The organism is Microbulbifer maximicatervae (SeqCode) (genome assembly GCF_052467615.1).
Window position 1 is genome coordinate 1,105,182 of record NZ_CP174319.1, and the last position, 14,908, is coordinate 1,120,089.

Below are 14,908 nucleotides of genomic sequence, written 5' to 3' on the forward strand. Positions count from 1 at the left end.
GATGAGTGCAGATTGGCAGTTACTGCTGGAGCAGGTAGAAAATAAATTAGGGCAAAATGTTGGCGACAGCCGCCGTTTTTTTCACGGCCGGGGTCGCAGCTATGAGGGCTTGGAGCAGGTCTGCGTTGACAGCTTTTCCCCCGCTTTGTTGGTGACTTTTTTTGAAGAATATGAAGGTGAAGTAGAGCTGTGTGAAAAGCTCTGGCAAATGGCTGAGGGGCGAGGTTATCAAGGAGTTGCTGCACAGCGACGCTATCTCCCTGGGGCACCTTTACAGTGGCACTTTGGAGAGCCGGTAACAGACCCGGTCGCGCAGCGTGGAGACCTTAAATTTCCCCTCACGTTTGATCGACAAAATGTGGGTTTCTTCCTGGATATTGAGCCGGGCAGGGCCTGGCTTGAAGAGCAGGTGCGTGCAAGGGCTGGGCAGACGTCAGCAAAAATGCTCAATCTTTTCGCTTTCACCTGTGCCTTTTCTGCGGTCGCGCGAGCGGCAGGTGATATCGATATTGTAAATGTGGATGTCAATCGCGGTGTTTTAAATCGCGGACGGGAAAATCACGAGGTTAATGGGCTGTCGCTCAAAGGGGTTCAGTTCCTGCAATTCGATGCACTGCGTCAATTCAAGCGCTTCGACCGTCGCGGCCCCTTTGACCTGGGCATTGTCGATCCGCCGACGCGACAAAAAGGTCGCTTCGATGTCAGTCAGAATTATGAAAAGTTGCTGAAGCAGCTGCCCGCTTGTCTCGCCGCTGAGGCGGATCTTCTGATGGTGATCAACTCGCCCCGGCACAGCGAAGCCCAGTTTAGAGAGCTAATCCTCGGATCTGACAGCGGTTATGAAGTCGTTGCACGGTTGGAACAAAACCCGGACTTCCCTGATCGGGACCCGGATGCTGCCCTAAAAATGTTGCACGTTAAATATCGTCGCCAGTCCCAGTAATGGCGATTGCCAATGCCGCGCATTAAGGAGCCCCTTACAGCGCGGCAAACTCCCGCATCAAGCGCTCCATCAGCGCCTGCAACTGGCCTGATGATCCCTCGCGCACAGCGCTGTTGAGCAACTGGGCGTTGCTCTGCCCGGACTCAGCTCCGGCATTAATCATTAGCAGGAAACCCTTGTGGGTTAATACCGCATCCTCCATTGCCTCCTGGCGCACCAGCTGGGAAAAGTTGATATAGCCACTCTGCTTAAGCCAGGTCATGGACCCCAGGCAGGCTAAATGGCGGGGGGAGTGCAGCCCGTACTCATCCGGTGAGTCGGGGCCGGAAATATCTTCCACGTAAACGGTTGCCGGTACCGGGAATTGATTAAACATTGCCAGCAGTACTCTGCCGGCATCCCGGTAAAAATCGTGAATATGTAAATCGTCCAGCATCAGCAGGAATATCGCTCCAAAAAGTCGCCCAGGCGTTCCATCGCATGCGATAAGTCGTCGGCACGGGGCAGGAAGACAATGCGCAGGTGGTCCGGTGCATCCCAGTGGAAGGCACTGCCTTGAGCCAGTAGTATTTTTTCCTGGCGCAGGAAATCCAGCACCAGCTGCTCGTCATTTTCGATCTTATGATGATCCAGATGCAGCTTGGGAAACAAGTAGATAGCACCTCTAGGTTTGACACAGCTCACACCGGGAATGTCATTGAGCATGCGGTGGGCCATATCTCGCTGTTGGCGTAGGCGCCCGCCGGGCAGGACCAAATCGTTAATACTCTGGTAGCCACCGAGAGCGGTTTGTACTGCGAACATGGCGGGTACATTGCCGCACAGGCGCATAGAAGCCAGTATTTCCATCCCCTGGATAAAACCCTTGGCCCTGTGTTTGGTGCCGCTGATAACCATCCAGCCAGAGCGGAAGCCGGCCAGGCGGTAGGACTTGGACAGGCCGTTAAAACTCAGGCAGAGCACGTCCGGGGCCAGTTTGGCCATCGGGGTAAATTCCGCATCGTCGTAGAGAATCTTGCTATAAATCTCATCGGCGAAGATCACCAGGTTGTGACTGCGGGCAACCTCGACAATATCCTCCAGTAGTTCCCGGGGATAAACGGCGCCAGTGGGGTTATTGGGATTGATAACCACTATGCCCCGGGTTTTTGAAGTGATTTTTGCTTTGATATCCTCAATATCAGGCAGCCATCCGGACTCCTCATCGCAGCGATAGAGAACCGGCTTGGCACCGGTGAGGTTGGTGGCGGCCATCCACAGGGGGTAGTTGGGCATTGGCAACAGCATTTCGTCGCCATTATTGAGAAGGGCCTGGGTGCTCATGGAAATCAGTTCGGAGACGCCGTTGCCCAGGTAAATATCGTTAATCTCGACACCCGGGATACCCAGGGTCTGGCACTCTTGCATAATGGCCTTACGCGCAGCGAAGAGCCCTTTGGACTCGACGTAGCCCTGTGCCTCAGAGAGATTGTGAATGACGTCTTGGATAATCTCGTCGGGGGCGTTAAAACCGAAGGGGGCAGGGTTGCCAATATTCAGCTTGAGGATGCGGTGGCCTTCCTCTTCCATGCGCTGGGCCTGCTCCATCACGGGGCCGCGAATTTCGTAGCAGACGCCGTGCAGTTTTTCTGATTTATTGATGTCCTTCATGGTGACCTGGAAGCTCTATTGCAGAGCAGGAGCGGCCCAGGGCCGCGAGTTCAGTGCGCGAAAACCGGGTAATGTCCACCAGCGGTAGGTACCACTCCTGCGGGAAACCGGGAACCGATACATATAGGCATTGCCACAAAGTGACGCCTGACCGGAAACCCCAATTGATTACGGAAACACTAGAGTATGTCAAAACAGATGGATGAGAACTACTGGCGGGATAAGCTTACAGATGAGGAGTTTGAGGTCTGCCGGGAAGGTGGGACAGAGGCGCCGTTTAGCGGCGAATATTGGGATGTTTTTGACGATGGCGTCTATCGTTGTCGTTGCTGTGGCGAGGTTTTATTCGGCTCGCAGTCAAAGTTTGAGAGCGGTTGTGGTTGGCCCAGCTTTGATGCGGAGCATTATGAAGGTGCGGTGAAGGAGCTGCCTGACAGCAGCTACGGTATGCAGCGTGTAGAGATTCGCTGCAGTAAGTGCGATGCCCATCTCGGTCATGTGTTCGACGATGGCCCCACCGATACGGGACTTCGCTACTGTGTGAACTCTCTATCGGTGAAGCTGGACCAGGGCAGTGATGAAACGGAGGATGACACTGAGTGACGGAATCACACTGGAGTAATTGGCTATTGCGGGTGCAGTGGATTCTGTTACTGCTGATCGTCCTTGCGGCTGCCGCTTTGCGTTACGGGTTGCTGCACTTCTCTGTGGTTTTCAAAATATTTGTGTTTTCTGGCGGTGCAGCCTTGGCAATTGCGCTACTGAGCCTGTTTGTTTTTGTCTGGGGAGTGAGCAAGAGCAAGCCGTTGGTGCGCAGCAATGCTCTGTGGGCGGCGTTGCTCGGACTGCTGCCGGTGGCAATACCTCTGGTAACCGTAGGCAAGGGCAACTTCGATGTGCCAAGAATTCACGACATCAGTACCGATACCCGCAATCCCCCCCAGTATCAAGAGGTATTGAAGTTGCGCCAGAAAGGCGACAACAGTGCCGAATACGGTGGAGAGAAGGTGGCCGAATTGCAGCGGGAGGCAGATATATATGCCGATATAATGCCGTTGCACGTGGACTTCCCGATAGCTCGTACCACTGAGATCGCTGCTGAAGTGGCCGAAGACCTGGGCTGGAAAGTGGTTTCCTATGAGCCTCAGCGGGGCCACCTGGAGGCTGTAGCGAAAACACCGATCCTCGGTTTTACGGACGATATCGTTGTACGGGTCAGCGCTGACGTGGGTGGTGGCTCCAAAGTCGATGTGCGTTCCAGCTCCCGAGTCGGGGTCAGTGACTTAGGTACCAATGCGAAGCGTATCCGCCAATTTCTGGAAGAGTTGCACCTGCACGCGCTGGTGCTCGAGGGAACTGGCACAGAGCGGTACTAGAATGCACTCCAGAAATGGCTGGGTTTTGTAAGTGTCTGACAACAAAAGAAAAAAAATCAAAAAGAGTGTTGACAGGTTTAGCGGTGATCCATAGAATGCGCCCCACTTCTGACGCAGGGCTACACTCAAAGGTGGAGCGAAACGACAGAAGGTTTCTGGGTCCCCATCGTCTAGAGGCCTAGGACACCGCCCTTTCACGGCGGTAACAGGGGTTCGACTCCCCTTGGGGATGCCACGCGGGAATAGCTCAGTTGGTAGAGCGCAACCTTGCCAAGGTTGAGGTCGCCGGTTCGAACCCGGTTTCCCGCTCCAAATTTCCGCTTTGCGAGATGATCTCTAGTCAACTCGGAAAGCACGCCACCGAGAAATCAGTGGCATCGCCATGGACAGCATGGCAGCACCGGATCGAAAGGTCGAAGTGCAAGTTTCTGTCCCCATCGTCTAGAGGCCTAGGACACCGCCCTTTCACGGCGGTAACAGGGGTTCGACTCCCCTTGGGGATGCCAATACGACCCGGTAGCAATGCTACCGGGTCAATTGCGGGAATAGCTCAGTTGGTAGAGCGCAACCTTGCCAAGGTTGAGGTCGCCGGTTCGAACCCGGTTTCCCGCTCCAATTTTCTGCTTTGCGAGATGATCTCTAGTCAACTCGGAGAGCACGCCACCGAGAAATCAGTGGCATTGCCATGGACAGCATGGCAGCACCGGATCGAAAGGTCGAAGTGCAAGTTTCTGTCCCCATCGTCTAGAGGCCTAGGACACCGCCCTTTCACGGCGGTAACAGGGGTTCGACTCCCCTTGGGGATGCCAATACGACCCGGTAGCAATGCTACCGGGTCAATTGCGGGAATAGCTCAGTTGGTAGAGCGCAACCTTGCCAAGGTTGAGGTCGCCGGTTCGAACCCGGTTTCCCGCTCCAATTCTTGATCTACAGTCGTCGATTGACGATTGTTAGTCATTTTAAAAAGGGGCTTTTGCCCCTTTTTTCATTTCAGTCCAAACCATCAACTTTGAGCCTTTTTGAAGCTAAAGCCAGGGCCGGGCGTTCCGGATTGGTGTTGCGGGGGCAGCGGATAGCGGGAAACTTGAGTTTTCACTAAGGGACACGTTGATGGTGCTTCCTGATCTTATTTTCTGTTTGGGTAAGGTCATCAAAAAAGCCTGCATTCTTTAATCTTTCCGAGGTGGATGGCCTTGGCATGAAGGGGTGCCTTGAAACCACTGTTGTGAACTGTATTCAGGGGCAGTATGTGGTGTGAGTACTGAGTGGGGGCGTATTACTCCCCCATTATCCAACGATAATTGCACCCAGTTACGGGTGGGCTCAATAGCCTTCAGTTGGAGCAGCTAGCCATCAGTAGGGCGATATCCAATCTGAATGAACTCGACTAAACGATGCGGAATGATTGACTCAATAGCTTTCATGGGGGGGGGCAGAGGTGGCTGCATCCTTAACTGAACTGCCAGGCGTAGGCAGAGTTTGCCGCGCCCCCACCCCATCGGGGGATTGGAGGAGAGTTAGCAACCGCGGGCACCGCAAATAAATGACGTTGATTTAGAGGCTTAGAGTAGGCCAGCTTTATCGTGTATTGGTACATTGTTTCAGCTTACATATATCTGCGAGTCGCTTTGGATTCTAGTGTTTAGTTAAGCGTTATTTTTATGCTAATGTTGCCGCCGTTTTGTTTTGCGCATAAATCAACGTTGACAAGGATGTCGCAGTGCCCGAATACCACTATCAGGCCCTCGGGGGAGACGGAAAGCCGTTTACCGGCGTCATTGTTGCATCCACCGATCAGCAGGCTCGAGCGAATCTTGAGCAAGCTAGTGTCTTCGTAATCAAGATTAAGCCCACTCGCAAGGTAACCCTTCGGCGTAACCGGGTGACCGAAGCCGACCTGAAAGACTTGGCTGAAGAGTTGATCGCGTTGCTAAGGGCAGGGATCCAGCTTATGCCCGCTCTTGCCATTCTCTGTGAGGAAGAGCAGGGGAAAGAGCTGAACCGTCATTTGCGTGAAGTTGCTGCAAATGTCGAAAAAGGCTCTTCACTTTACGAGGCCTGTGGAAGATATCCTGAGATCTTCTCTTCTGATTTTGTACGGGCAGTAAAATCTGGGGAGCGACAGTCCAACCTTGTCGATGCTCTCGACGCCTACCGGGAGCTGGTTGCCAAGCGCCTCCAGGTCAGGAGGTCTATAGGCCAGGCCTTGGCATACCCAATTTTTCTGTTAAGTACTGTAGCTGTTGCCATTCTGGTGTTGTTCGTTTTTGTGGTGCCGAAGTTCGAACAGATGCTGGCGGGATTTAATTCAGAGTTGCCAGGGCTGACGCGGGCCGTGATTGCGATTTCCGAGAGCTTACCGCTATTTATTGCGGCCTTGGTAGCAGGTTTTGTTGCCTCTGCTGTTGCCCTCAAGAAACTGGACAACTCTGGGCGTGTGAAAAATGCGCTTGCAAAGTTGTCGCTAGCTATTCCTGTCTACGGCGGCATCCGCCGTTATTCCACCTTGATCAGCTTTTACGGAATGTTGGAGTCATCCATTCGTTCTGGTATGCCAGTTGCTGTGGCTCTGCGGGAGGTGGCGGGCTCCTTTCAGGGGGGGCATATCGGCCCCTCCCTTCAAACCATCTGCAACGAAGTGAACAATGGCGCAGGGCTAGGTGAGGCAATGGCTACCACGGGCTTTTTTGTCGGGCGGGATTTGAAGCTCGTGGAAATTGGGGAGAGATCTGGCAACTTGGCCGGTGTTTTCGAAGGCCTTTCTATTCGTTACAAGGAAAAACTGGACAATATCATTGCGCAGTTCGCATCTCTGATAGAGCCCATGATCATGCTGGTGATAGGGCTGCTTGTTGGCACGGTAGTGATCGCCATGTATATGCCGGTATTTATGATGGCGGAGGTGATCTGAAGTGACCGAGCCGCTAAGCCTGGAAGATATCGATATTGCGTTGGTAGAGGGGGCCACAGACACCCGTTGGTGGGTAGAGCGGAAGTGTTTACCGCTTACTAAAAGCGGCAATCTGCGATATTTGGCTGGCTACGCCGACTACGATCCTTTGGTCCACCAGGAAGCGGAGGACCGGCTGCAGAATCGGGTATTTTTCCGTCGCTGCTCTGAAGAGAGCTTTATGTCCGTGCTCGAGCATCTGAAACGCGCCGGCACGCAGCTCAGGACCGCCACCAATGACGCAGCCCTCAAGCTGGTGGTTGAAAATTCCGAGGGGGAAGTACTACAGGATATCGACGCCATCGGCGGGCTTGATGATGCACCGGTGGTCAAGCTGCTCAACACACTGATTGTGACATCTCTGGCGCGAGAGGTCTCAGATATTCATATCGAAACCTACGAGGCGGGCGTCGAGGTCAAGTACCGTATCCACGGTCAGCTTTATCCCGCTACAGATCCCCTTGAGGCAAATATTGGCCCCCGTCTGGTTTCGCGAATCAAGGTGATTTCCGACTTGAATATCTCCGAGCGGCGTGTGCCCCAGGATGGCAGTTTCAAGCTGGTTTACCAGGGCCGCAAGATCGACTTCCGGGTTTCTGTTATTCCCGCTGCCTACGGCGAAAATGCTGTGATCCGTGTTCTGGATAACAAAAAGAACCTCCAGTCCCTCAAGCACCATGGTCTTGAGGATATTGGCCTGGAAGGAGCATCGCTGCACATCATCCGCAAGGCCGTCCACGCCCCTTATGGGATGGTACTGGTCTCTGGGCCTACCGGCAGCGGTAAGAGTACTACTTTGCATGCGGCGATCTGTGAGATCAACACCGGCCACGACAAAATCGTCACCATTGAGGACCCTGTCGAGTACCAGATTCCAGGGGTTATGCAGATTCCTGTTAATGAAGACAAGGGCCTGACTTTTTCCGTGGGCCTGCGTTCGCTTCTGCGGCATGACCCTGACAAGATCCTGGTGGGCGAAATCCGAGATCAAGAGACAGCCAAGATAGCGCTCCAGCTTGCCCTGACCGGGCACTTGGTTATGAGTACCGTGCATGCTAACGACGCTCGGGATGTACTGTTTAGACTCGAAAATATCGGCTTGGACCGAAACGCCCTATTTACAGCGGTCAAGTGCATCGTCTCCCAGCGGCTGATTCGCCTGTTATGCGAACACTGCAAGATCCAGGCGCCTGGTGTGGCTACCGAGTGGGCTGAATACACGGCGGTAGGCTGCGCGCAGTGTGCAGCTACGGGATATTCCGGGCGGACCATTATCTGCGAGGTTATTGAGATCACTGACGAGTTACGTGTGCAATTGAGTGCGAGCCCCAACAGTAGGGAAGTGCTTGCCGCTAGTGTTAGCACGGACAATAGCCTTAGGGCCGTTGCAGTCCGTTTGCTTCGCGCCGGTCTGACCTCAAGGAGCGAAATTGACCGTGTTACCTTACCTTAAACGGAAGCTGCTCGAATCCTACCAGCGGCGGAACGGTAGGGCGTCAATATTCCTTGAGGATGGGCGTGTTGAGTTGTGGCTTTCCCGCTGGGCCGATGGAGCTTGGTCGACAACCCGCGTTGAACAGGAAATGGAGCCGGGTTTACAAAGTGCGGTGTCCAGCACGCCGATTTTTTTAAAGCGTGCGTTGGCGGAACAGGGTATGGCAACTCCCTACCTATCATTGTACCTCCCTGACCACCTTGTAGATTATCGCCAGTGGGCTATCAGTGACGCATTTGCCGGGCGCAAGCGCCGCGAATATGGGATATGGAAAGCTGGCCAGACATTTTCCGGGGGTGACGGTGATTGGACGGCACACTTATTTAACACTGAGTCTTCTGTTCAATATTTTCGCCATCACAACAGCATTTCCGAGCTGATAAGACAATTGGAGGAGCAGGCGTTGGTTGCTGGGGTGTACCCAGCATTGCATGCGTTTGCGCTGGCAACGATATCAACGGCTCCGGTCTGTTTACTGTGCCTGGGGTTTGGGCGTTGGTGGTCCCATATTGCTGTGGTGGAAGGACAGTTGGTATTCCAGCGATCTCATTTTGAACCCGATATGGAGAGTGTGTTCGCCGATGGCGAGCTGCCGGCGCACTTGACGGAGTTTGCTGGTCTGGTCAGACACTTTGGGAGAAATCTTGCAGAAGGTGTGCGGCCGATGATCAAGGTTAGTGACGGGTTTATCGAAGCGGTGCCGGGCCTTCTTGGCCAAGACTGTGTCACGGCCTCTGTAAAAGAAGAGACTGTATACAAGCAATTGCACGGTATTTAGTAATGGAGGCAGCGATTACTAACCTGGCCCGCAGAGACTGGCTACTGCGTGCGACCCTCGCCACCCTTGGGTTGGGCGGCCTGGTATTGGTGGGACTGATTTCATTGCTCGGCATGTTGCTGAGCGGTGCCAGCCTGCATCAAGAGACGGCCCGGACTCGCGCACTCACAGAGCGCTATATCAGCACATCGCAGCGTATTGAAGAAAAGCTGGCGCTCAGTCAGCCAGCGGCGGAGATCAAGCGAAAACTCGCCGCCCTAAATCGAGTGGTGCCTTTAGGTTTGCGTCTTGAGGCAGTACTGGAAAGTTTGGAGGCTAGCCACGCGGACGGCCTGAAACTGCGGTCCTTGTCGTTTGACCGGAAAAAGGGGCTTGTGCGAGTAAAGGTGACCTCTCGTCAGTCGGAACAATTGTTTACCTGGATCGAGTCTCTGGCGGCTTCAGGAGAGGCAGGTGCTGGCTGGGATGTGACCCTTGAATCCAGCGAGGTAGATGACCAGGGCAGCAAGGTGTATTTAGTGCATGTTAAAGAGAAAAAGTAACAACCTGCATTTATTACTGGGTTTTGCTCTGATCCGTTGCCTTCTCTTGGGCAATATAACCGTGTTGTTTTTGGTGTTATCAGTAGGTTTTTTTTATTACCTGCCGGCAAAGAATCATCACGCAGAAGTGGAAGAGGAATACCGGTATGTCCTGGAGCGTTATTACCGTTTGCAGAGGGATGCGCAGTTTTTCGAGCAAGTGGCGCAGCACGGAGAAAATATAGACAGGATGCACAGAAAAATTGCGTTGCCTTACCAGAGCTCATCGGCGGTCGAACAGATAGGGGCGCTGGTTGGTAGTGCAGGGCTCACCATGCGCCGTGAAAATTACGGGGATATCGAGCACTCCGAGGTTGGTACCTGGCAGGTTTCTGGCCGCTTGGGCTTGGTGGGCGAGTACATCCCGTTCGCCACTTTCGTCCGTCAACTGGACTCGATCGAATATTTGGCCCAGGTCGAAGCAGTAGAGCTCAAAGCAGAGAAAGGCGAAGCGTTATCAATTTCTGTTGAGTTAAGTCTGTACGGCGAATTGTAATGAAGAAAATTTCTGCTGCCGTTGTATGCGCGCTGCTGCTACTGGCCAACCTGATCAAATATTGGCCCGAGAGTGCCGGCCGCAAAATTCCGGGGGCCAATTCCGTCGATGGAGCTTCGCCAGAGGCAGAAGTGATCCGCTTTGGTCGGAGCTACCAGATCGGCGCGGTCGACTTATTTACAGCTGGGTCGGAGGCTGGTAAGGGAGAGGTACTGGCTGAGGAGCAAGTGCAGCCGGAACCTGCAAATCGGGAGGTCGTTTCTGGAGTAATCGGTGGCCGCAGTGCCGGGCAGTCAGCAGCTGATCTGGGGGAATCACAGCGGCGGCCAGCCCAGAGCGCGAGGTTCGAACTCTTGTCGGTGGCTGAGATTGCTGGGGTCAAAAGGGGTTTAGTGAAGTATGGAGGGAAACACTACTTTGTTTCGTCGGGTGATGTGATTGATGGTCAGTTTGTGGTGCAGAGAATTGATGACAAGAGAGTTTACATTAACAGTGTTACCGGAAGTGGTTCGCAGTGATTCGTAAGTTGATTTTGGTTGGCTTGCTTGCTGGTTGTGCTTCCGGGCCGAGTGAGCAAAAGCAATACCTTGAAGGGATCACATCCCCCCGCGAGCGTGTGCAGGTTGGTCGAGAGCAATTGCAGAAGGATCCTGGCAATGTGCGATTGGCAATGGTCGTGCGAGATGCAGAGCTGAGCGCAGTCCAGTACTACTCCGCCTTAGGTGACGAGGCGCTGAGCCAAGGACACCATGAAACCGCGATTGATATTTATCAGGAAGGCTTGGCCGTAGATCCCCACAATAAGCACTTGCGGGAGCGACTGACACGCGCCAAATCTGCCCCAGCGTATGCCAGGGAAATTAATGCTGTTCGACAGAGTTTGGAAGCGCGGAATTACGCTGCCGCAGAGCGCTCTCTAGAGGAAGCCAAGAGACTATTTCCAAACAGCGAAGAGGTGCAGTACTTTGAATCGGTGATTCGCGATGGCGCTGCGCGGCAGGAAAATCGTGATCTGAAGATCGACCTGGATTTTGACAAAATTGATTTCCCCACGGCGGCGCGATTTGTCGCCGACGCTTTTGGTGTGACTGTTATTGTGGACAGCTCGGTCAAGGATACCCCTGTGAGCCTGCAAGTTGAGCAGGTGGGCTTCGAAGAGGCATTCCTGACACTGCTGTCGATGACAAAGAATACTTTCAAGGTGATCGACCAGTCGACGGTGCTGGTGTTCTCCGACTCCTCCGATCGACGCAAGCAATATGACGACCTGCAACTGCGCACTTACCACCTGAATAACATCCCAGCTAAGGATATGGTCTCGATAATTAAGGGGGTGCTCCAGCTAAACAAAGTCACCGTCAACGAGGCGGCAAACAGTTTGCTGGTGCGGGATTTACCCGAAAAACTCGATATCGTGGACCTGTTGATTTCCCAACATGACACTTCCCGTGGCGAGGTGGTGCTAGAGGTCGAGATCCTGGAGATCAATCTGAACAAGGCTGAGCGTTTGGGTATGGACTACGGCAGCTATTCCCTGGGGCTGCCTCTCGAGCCGACTGGGGTGACCGGAAGTATTCTCGATGGACTGTCCACAAACGCACTGTTGAATGTGCCCTCTGTTGCGATGAGGTTTTTCAAGCAGGATGTGGACGCGACTACACTGGCAAACCCAAGGGTGCGGGTAATGGATCGGGAGAAGGCCAAGATCCATATTGGCGACCGGGTACCCCTGCGCTCGGCACAGATCCAGGATGCCACTGGGCAGACGCGGACCACCTACGAATATCAAGAGATCGGAATTCGCCTGCAGGTGGAGCCCAGGCTACATGCCGACGACTATGTAACCATCACTCTCGCTCTGGAGGTGAGTTCACTCGGGGAAAACCTGGGTACAGCTAATGAGCCGGCCTACCGGATTGGTACCCGAAATGCAGAAACCGTAATGCATGTGCGCAGCGGCGAGACCGCGATCCTGGGTGGCTTGATTCGTGAAGAAGAGAGGGGCACTTTTTCCCGTGTTGATGGGTTGAGCAGCATCCCGGGGGTGAGCGCGCTGTTTGAGTCCAGTGATGACAGTGATGCAAGAACAGATGTATTGCTGACGATAACCCCGAAAGTGGTGCGCAGTGTTCCGTTCCAGCACGCGGGCCGAATATCAATCGGCACGGAGAACCGGATTAGGCTCGGAGGTTCCACCGAGCTGAGCCGGCTAAAGCTTCGAACTCCAGAGCAGCCGCCGATGATGGTGAACGGCGGTGAAGAAAGTTTTGAAGTGGTATTTGATAACGAAATATCCGCCAATCCGGAAGGTATTGAAACCGGGAGCGAGGTGACAGCGGGCAATGCGCAGCCCATAGAGTCCAGGGATGTACCGGCCAGGATATCGGTGCGGCCGGAAGATGTTGAGTACAGTCTCGCTGTAGATGAAGACCTCTCTATACCCATCGTTGCCAGTGTTGAGCAAGGTAAGGCGGATTTGAATTTCAATCTGGTGTTCAATCCGGCGATTCTGGACTACGTCGGATTCGAATCACCGGTTGATGATACCAGGGTGGATTTCAATGGCAGCAATACTCTCACAGTGCGAACAGGAGAGGTGACTGATCCCCAGGCTCTGGAGGTGCTGTTCAAGGGCAAGCGCAGCGGCCGCAGCTTCGTATTGGTCCGGTCCGCGACCGTGGCTGAGCCCGGAGACCTGGAGGCGGAAATCGAAACCGGCGGTACCCGGGTGACTGTCAGCGAGTAAGTGCGCATGGGTAAAAATAGCGACGGTGCAGCAGATCGTGGGATGTTTCAGGCACTGCCGACAATGTCTGCTGCTGCAGGGCTGACGCTAGTGGAAATGCTGGTTTGCCTCACAATTGTTTCGATTCTTGCCGCCGTCGCGATGCCGGTGGTCGATGTAGGTATTCGACGTTCGAAGGAAGTGGCGTTGAAGAAAAATCTAATCCTTATGCGTGAAGCCATAGACCGCTTCAACGATGACTGTCGCGCAGGGCTGTTTTCCCCCGCGCAGCCTGGGGTCAGTCGGGACTGCTTTCCGGAAACGCTGGAGACTCTGACCGAGGGCGTGAATGCCACCGGCGGTGCCGACAAGGTTTTGCGCTATCTGCGCCGGATTCCGTCGGACCCTTTCGCTGAGGAGGGTGGTGATCGGGTCGGGCACTGGGAAATCCGGGGTTATCAAGATGAATATGATAGCGAAATCTGGTCAGGTGATGATGTTTTCGATATCCGTGTGAAACACGATCTACAGGCACTGGACGGCAGTAGTTACCGAGATTGGTGACGGAACGGTGAATGAAAGGAATGAATACAAAAAAACAATGGAGGGGGCGATGAAAATGCGCACTCGCCCCGCACGGGGCTTTACGTTTGTCGAGCTGGCAGTGGTACTGCTCTGTGTGGCGCTGCTTGCCTCGCTCAGTGCGCCACTGGTGACCACCTGGATTACACGGGCAAAAGAATCCGCTCTGAAGGAGAATCTGTTCGTCTTGCGGGGGGCGCTTGATGCCTACTATGCGGACAAAGGGCAGTATCCGGTGAGCCTGGCGGATCTGGTCAGTGAAAGATATATACGCTTCGTGCCGGTAGAGCCCATTTCCGGTCGCGATGATGGCTGGGTCGAGGAGTATTCGGCAGAGAGTGATATTGATGGTGTGGTGGATGTCCATTCCGGATCGAACGATCAGGCCCTGGATGATTCTTGCTACTGCGACTGGTAATAGAAGGAAAAAAATCGTGAAATTCAAGGTTCAGTTAGGTTTTACCATGATGGAGTTGTTGATCGTGCTCGTCATTGTAGGTCTGCTAGCGGCATTGGTGGGACCAAGTCTCTATAAGCGAGTCAACCCGGCCAAGGCATCGGTGGCCAGGGCGCAAATTCAGAATTTTACTGGAGCGCTGGATGCGTACTTTGTTGATGTCGGTGAGTTTCCGTCCGATGCGGAAAGCTTGGAAGCGCTGCGGGTAAAGCCGGCGGGTGCTGAAGGCTGGCAGGGGCCATACCTAAAGAAGGAAGTACCGCTGGATCCCTGGAGTCGGCCATATGTCTACAAGTCGCCGGGTCGAAACGGTGGCTACGAGATAGTTTCCTACGGGAGAGATGGCGCCCAGGGTGGTGAAGGTGACAATGCAGATATCAACAGTTGGGAGTAGCTCACAGGAGGGTTTCGCTTTGCCTGCGGTGCTTGCGCTAACCGTGGCGGTGGGTGTTGTCTCTGCGATTGCCGCAGAAAATGTGACTGGCTCCATTCGCAGGCTACAAGAACAGGAGCTTCTGTTTGTGGGCCAGCAATACCGCCGGGCAATAAAGAGTTATTACCTCGCCGCTCAGAACCGGCAGTACCCTAGAAAATTGGAAGACCTTTTGCAGGACTCCAGGTTTCACCGTGTCCGGCACATCCGCAAACTTTATCAGGACCCTATTACTGGCGACTCGATGGAAGTTATCCGCGGCCCGGGTGGCAGTATTGTTGGCGTGCGCAGTCGGTCACAGGCGCGGCCTTTCCGCCAGGCGAATTTCCGCTGGGAAGATCGAGCCTTTGCCGGGGTTGGCAGTCATGCAGAGTGGGAGTTTCGCTACGCACCTGAGCCAGCGGTATCCACCGGCAGAAACTGATAAGTAGAGTCTTATGCG

General features: G+C 54.0%; 16 protein-coding genes, 6 tRNA genes and 1 pseudogene. 21 read left to right on the forward strand and 2 right to left on the reverse strand.

From position 1 onward, the window contains the following. Window position 1 precedes the first annotated feature (1 nt). Window positions 2-943: a class I SAM-dependent methyltransferase gene (locus ACJJIM_RS05090; RefSeq protein ID WP_444912586.1), complete on the forward strand. Its 942-nt coding sequence runs from the start codon at window positions 2-4 to the stop codon at window positions 941-943. Between the two features lie 34 nt (window positions 944-977). Here ACJJIM_RS05090 and ACJJIM_RS05095 read toward each other — a convergent pair whose 3' ends face one another. Then, entirely contained in the window at window positions 978-1,379 is a 402-nt protein-coding gene (locus tag ACJJIM_RS05095; protein ID WP_444912587.1) for a hypothetical protein, read from the reverse strand. Next, complete coding sequence (locus tag ACJJIM_RS05100; protein WP_444912588.1) at window positions 1,379-2,593, reverse strand: pyridoxal phosphate-dependent aminotransferase; 1,215 nt, start codon at window positions 2,591-2,593, stop codon at window positions 1,379-1,381. Before ACJJIM_RS05100 ends, ACJJIM_RS05095 begins: the two co-directional genes overlap by 1 nt. 186 nt (window positions 2,594-2,779) lie before the next feature. Between ACJJIM_RS05100 and msrB the strand changes: the two genes are divergently transcribed. From msrB to ACJJIM_RS05200, 20 genes and pseudogenes are all read left to right on the forward strand, one after another. Next, window positions 2,780-3,196 (forward strand): peptide-methionine (R)-S-oxide reductase MsrB, encoded by a 417-nt coding sequence (msrB, locus tag ACJJIM_RS05105; protein ID WP_413665066.1) that lies wholly within the window; start codon window positions 2,780-2,782, stop codon window positions 3,194-3,196. Beyond that, complete coding sequence (locus ACJJIM_RS05110; RefSeq protein WP_282933544.1) at window positions 3,193-3,969, forward strand: DUF1499 domain-containing protein; 777 nt, start codon at window positions 3,193-3,195, stop codon at window positions 3,967-3,969. Before msrB ends, ACJJIM_RS05110 begins: the two co-directional genes overlap by 4 nt. A 159-nt stretch (window positions 3,970-4,128) precedes the next feature. Continuing rightward, a tRNA-Glu gene (locus ACJJIM_RS05115) sits at window positions 4,129-4,204 on the forward strand. 1 nt (window position 4,205) lies between these two features. After that, window positions 4,206-4,281: transfer RNA gene (locus ACJJIM_RS05120), tRNA-Gly, on the forward strand. 118 nt (window positions 4,282-4,399) lie between these two features. Further along, window positions 4,400-4,475 (forward strand) — tRNA-Glu (locus tag ACJJIM_RS05125). 33 nt (window positions 4,476-4,508) lie between these two features. Continuing rightward, window positions 4,509-4,584: transfer RNA gene (locus ACJJIM_RS05130), tRNA-Gly, on the forward strand. A 118-nt stretch (window positions 4,585-4,702) separates the two neighbouring features. Beyond that, window positions 4,703-4,778, forward strand: a tRNA-Glu gene (locus ACJJIM_RS05135). A gap of 33 nt (window positions 4,779-4,811) precedes the next feature. After that, window positions 4,812-4,887, forward strand: a tRNA-Gly gene (locus tag ACJJIM_RS05140). An 802-nt stretch (window positions 4,888-5,689) separates the two neighbouring features. Next, entirely contained in the window at window positions 5,690-6,880 is a 1,191-nt protein-coding gene (locus ACJJIM_RS05145) for a type II secretion system F family protein (protein ID WP_413665067.1), read from the forward strand. Between the two features lies 1 nt (window position 6,881). Beyond that, window positions 6,882-8,372 (forward strand): GspE/PulE family protein, encoded by a 1,491-nt coding sequence (locus tag ACJJIM_RS05150; RefSeq protein WP_413665068.1) that lies wholly within the window; start codon window positions 6,882-6,884, stop codon window positions 8,370-8,372. Further along, the gene (locus tag ACJJIM_RS05155) at window positions 8,350-9,192 is read left to right on the forward strand and encodes a hypothetical protein (protein ID WP_413665069.1); all 843 of its coding nucleotides are present in this window, start codon (window positions 8,350-8,352) and stop codon (window positions 9,190-9,192) included. The genes ACJJIM_RS05150 and ACJJIM_RS05155 overlap by 23 nt, the downstream gene beginning before the upstream one ends. 2 nt (window positions 9,193-9,194) lie before the next feature. Continuing rightward, the gene (locus tag ACJJIM_RS05160) at window positions 9,195-9,734 is read left to right on the forward strand and encodes a hypothetical protein (protein WP_444912589.1); all 540 of its coding nucleotides are present in this window, start codon (window positions 9,195-9,197) and stop codon (window positions 9,732-9,734) included. After that, window positions 9,715-10,269, forward strand: a complete 555-nt coding sequence (locus tag ACJJIM_RS05165; RefSeq protein ID WP_444912590.1) for a hypothetical protein — start codon at window positions 9,715-9,717, stop codon at window positions 10,267-10,269. Before ACJJIM_RS05160 ends, ACJJIM_RS05165 begins: the two co-directional genes overlap by 20 nt. Then, window positions 10,269-10,787: a hypothetical protein gene (locus ACJJIM_RS05170; RefSeq protein WP_444912591.1), complete on the forward strand. Its 519-nt coding sequence runs from the start codon at window positions 10,269-10,271 to the stop codon at window positions 10,785-10,787. The genes ACJJIM_RS05165 and ACJJIM_RS05170 overlap by 1 nt, the downstream gene beginning before the upstream one ends. Beyond that, window positions 10,784-13,015, forward strand: a complete 2,232-nt coding sequence (locus ACJJIM_RS05175) for a secretin N-terminal domain-containing protein (protein WP_444912592.1) — start codon at window positions 10,784-10,786, stop codon at window positions 13,013-13,015. The genes ACJJIM_RS05170 and ACJJIM_RS05175 overlap by 4 nt, the downstream gene beginning before the upstream one ends. Before the next feature lie 63 nt (window positions 13,016-13,078). After that, window positions 13,079-13,153, forward strand: a pseudogene (locus ACJJIM_RS05180) (prepilin-type N-terminal cleavage/methylation domain-containing protein); the annotation flags it as partial. A 48-nt stretch (window positions 13,154-13,201) separates the two neighbouring features. Next, window positions 13,202-13,558: a hypothetical protein gene (locus ACJJIM_RS05185; RefSeq protein ID WP_413665910.1), complete on the forward strand. Its 357-nt coding sequence runs from the start codon at window positions 13,202-13,204 to the stop codon at window positions 13,556-13,558. A 49-nt stretch (window positions 13,559-13,607) separates the two neighbouring features. Beyond that, on the forward strand, window positions 13,608-13,994 hold the full coding sequence (locus ACJJIM_RS05190; protein WP_444912593.1) for a type II secretion system protein: 387 nt from the start codon (window positions 13,608-13,610) through the stop codon (window positions 13,992-13,994). Window positions 13,995-14,010: 16 nt separating this feature from the next. Next, a complete protein-coding gene (gspG, locus tag ACJJIM_RS05195) occupies window positions 14,011-14,427 on the forward strand; it encodes a type II secretion system major pseudopilin GspG (protein ID WP_413665075.1) in 417 nt (138 codons plus the stop codon). Further along, entirely contained in the window at window positions 14,402-14,890 is a 489-nt protein-coding gene (locus ACJJIM_RS05200; protein ID WP_413665076.1) for a hypothetical protein, read from the forward strand. Before gspG ends, ACJJIM_RS05200 begins: the two co-directional genes overlap by 26 nt. The last annotated feature ends 18 nt before the right edge of the window (window positions 14,891-14,908 follow it).

Excerpts from the sequence above, each read along its gene's own strand:
- ACJJIM_RS05100 (WP_444912588.1), bottom strand. The coding sequence starts at position 2,593 with ATGAAGGACATCAATAAATCAGAAAAACTGCACGGCGTCTGCTACGAA.
- ACJJIM_RS05190 (WP_444912593.1), top strand. The coding sequence starts at position 13,608 with ATGAAAATGCGCACTCGCCCCGCACGGGGCTTTACGTTTGTCGAGCTG.
- ACJJIM_RS05170 (WP_444912591.1), top strand. The coding sequence starts at position 10,269 with ATGAAGAAAATTTCTGCTGCCGTTGTATGCGCGCTGCTGCTACTGGCC.
- ACJJIM_RS05200 (WP_413665076.1), top strand. The coding sequence starts at position 14,402 with ATGCAGATATCAACAGTTGGGAGTAGCTCACAGGAGGGTTTCGCTTTG.
- ACJJIM_RS05095 (WP_444912587.1), bottom strand. The coding sequence starts at position 1,379 with ATGCTGGACGATTTACATATTCACGATTTTTACCGGGATGCCGGCAGA.
- ACJJIM_RS05165 (WP_444912590.1), top strand. The coding sequence starts at position 9,715 with ATGTTAAAGAGAAAAAGTAACAACCTGCATTTATTACTGGGTTTTGCT.
- msrB (WP_413665066.1), top strand. The coding sequence starts at position 2,780 with ATGTCAAAACAGATGGATGAGAACTACTGGCGGGATAAGCTTACAGAT.
- ACJJIM_RS05090 (WP_444912586.1), top strand. The coding sequence starts at position 2 with ATGAGTGCAGATTGGCAGTTACTGCTGGAGCAGGTAGAAAATAAATTA.
- ACJJIM_RS05160 (WP_444912589.1), top strand. The coding sequence starts at position 9,195 with ATGGAGGCAGCGATTACTAACCTGGCCCGCAGAGACTGGCTACTGCGT.